Source organism: Roseburia sp. TF10-5, from assembly GCF_003462365.1.
GTDB classification, from domain to species: Bacteria; Bacillota; Clostridia; order Lachnospirales; family Lachnospiraceae; genus Roseburia; species Roseburia faecis.
This window is the reverse complement of sequence record NZ_QTYW01000040.1, coordinates 1-2,040: the sequence shown is the minus strand read 5'-3', so window position 1 is coordinate 2,040 and position 2,040 is coordinate 1. Positions and strand designations below refer to the sequence as shown.

Annotated in this window: 4 protein-coding genes and 1 pseudogene; all 5 read left to right on the top strand. The window is 41.5% G+C overall.

Annotation, left to right across the window (positions count from 1 at the left end; translation table 11 throughout):
• Positions 1-649 (top strand): IS66 family transposase (locus DXD06_RS16860; RefSeq protein ID WP_147343649.1); only part of this gene is annotated, 649 nt, incomplete at its 5' end.
• A 103-nt stretch (positions 650-752) separates the two neighbouring features.
• The gene (locus DXD06_RS16855; protein ID WP_117833206.1) at positions 753-941 is read left to right on the top strand and encodes a hypothetical protein; all 189 of its coding nucleotides are present in this window, start codon (positions 753-755) and stop codon (positions 939-941) included.
• Positions 942-977: 36 nt separating this feature from the next.
• Positions 978-1,421 (top strand): helix-turn-helix domain-containing protein, encoded by a 444-nt coding sequence (locus tag DXD06_RS16850; RefSeq protein WP_117833205.1) that lies wholly within the window; start codon positions 978-980, stop codon positions 1,419-1,421.
• A 38-nt stretch (positions 1,422-1,459) separates the two neighbouring features.
• Complete coding sequence (locus tag DXD06_RS16845) at positions 1,460-1,675, top strand: PF20097 family protein (protein ID WP_055261570.1); 216 nt, start codon at positions 1,460-1,462, stop codon at positions 1,673-1,675.
• Between the two features lie 41 nt (positions 1,676-1,716).
• Positions 1,717-2,040 (top strand): annotated as a pseudogene (locus DXD06_RS16840) (hypothetical protein); the annotation flags it as partial.

The window sequence follows — 2,040 nt, the reverse complement described above, 5'->3', positions numbered from 1 at the left end:
ACAGAAAACGTGTGATGTTTGTGGAACAATGATGATTCCTATCGGACACGAACTCATCCGGACAGAACTGCGTTATACAGAGCCAAAGCTGGAGCGTATTGATTATTATGCGACTACCTATGAGTGTCCACAGTGCAAGGAAACGGAAGATCAGGGATTCCTATACTGTAATAAGCTGTTTGAGTATGAACGATCTTATCGAGAAAAAGGATTATCGCCCAAACAGATTTATAATCGCCGCCTGAAGGATCAAAAACCTGTCATAGAGGCTTTTTTGTCATGGCTTGACCAGCTGCATCCGGAATCCGGAGACAGGCTGATCAAGGCAATCAACTATTCCAATGGCTGCCGTCCGTTTATGATGAACTATCTGAAAGATGGTGCATGCAGCCTGAGTAATAATCTCAGTGAGAACAGCATTCGACCATTGGTAGTTGGCCGTAAGAACTGGCTTTTCTGTGATACACCAGCCGGGGCAGATGCCAGTATGAAAATCTATTCTATGATAGAAACGGCAAAAGCCAATGAACTTGATCCACTTAAATATCTGAGCTTCCTTCTGGAGCATCGTCCTGGTGCTGAAATGTCAGACGAGGAATTGGAACAATTTGCCCCGTGGAGTAAATTGGCTCAGGAAACTTGTAAATAAAATGTAGTGAAATACTCGCATGTCTGGCATCCTAGCGCGGGGTGTCAGATTTCATTTATAGGGTACGCCCTAAAACTATGCGCTTACGCTGGATAAAGGTGTTGTGGCAGAAGCAGGTAAGCACGATACCCTTATGAAGAAAAACGGGTTGTATCGAAAATTGGTTGATTTGCAGACGGAAGTGACAAATTGGAAACTTAGTGGATTGCGCGTTTCGTTTAATAATGCAACCAAACTTAACATAAAAAAGAATAATATGACAAGTTTGTATGGTAGAAATTGTGCGAAATGAGAAATATAATAGAATCACACAGAGGAGATGAAAGACATGCTTGCTGAAAATCTGATACTGTTGCGAAATATGAAAGGAATGTCGCAGGAACAGATTGTGGAAGTGATCGGTATTTCCAGACAGTCCTACGCAAAATGGGAACAGGGAGAGACGGTTCCGGATATTGAAAAATGTGATCGACTGGCAAAATTTTATGATATTACCATTGATGCATTGCTTCATCAGGAAAATACAGTAGGAAATACCAGACTGGCTCCGGCACCACCAGGAAAGCATCTGTGGGGGACGGTGACAATCGGAAGCAAAGGGCAGATCGTGATTCCGAAGGCTGCCAGAGATATTTTTAACCTGAATAGTGGGGATCGGTTGATTGTACTCGGTGATGAGGCGGAAGGGATTGCGTTAGTAAAAGCAGAAGAATTTGAAGAAAAAATGAGAGAAACATTGCGGTTGAGTCAACAGGCTGCCGGCGTTGAATAATGGAGTTGTGCTATGTGCAGTCGGAAAAGGAGAGCATTATGAAGTGTCCAAATTGTGGAAAAGAAATGAGAGATGGTTATCTATTTTGCAGCAAAGATGGTGCGTTCAGTTTCGCAAATGAAGTTCCGGGAGTGTTTGAGAATGCAAAAAATGCGGATGGATTTGTGAAGATTACAGAGTTAAAGCCGAGTCACAGAACGCATATTAAAGCGGCAATCTGTGAAGCGTGCCGGAAAGTTGTGTTGGATTACTAAGAATATAGAATGTCAAAAAGCGTATTTTAGCACATATTCTGGTGAAAACAGTCGATGAATTTAAAGGAATGAAGCCGGAAGATGTTGTAAAATATATCGAAGGCGAACCGAGTATTAGTGTTGTTCCGGTTGAGCCGGGATTAGCAAATATGGAAAAAACAGATGCTACAGGACAGCGTATCGTAGGTTTTAATACGGAAAATGCTGAAATTAATGAAGGATTAGTCAGAATAGGAATCACAAATGAGATTCCGGAGCATGATGAAAAATATGAAATGCACCGGTTGATTGGAGCATTACTTTCAAGTGAACTGAAAGAACAGGAAAAATTGGATATTATAGAACATGAATATAATATTCCAATC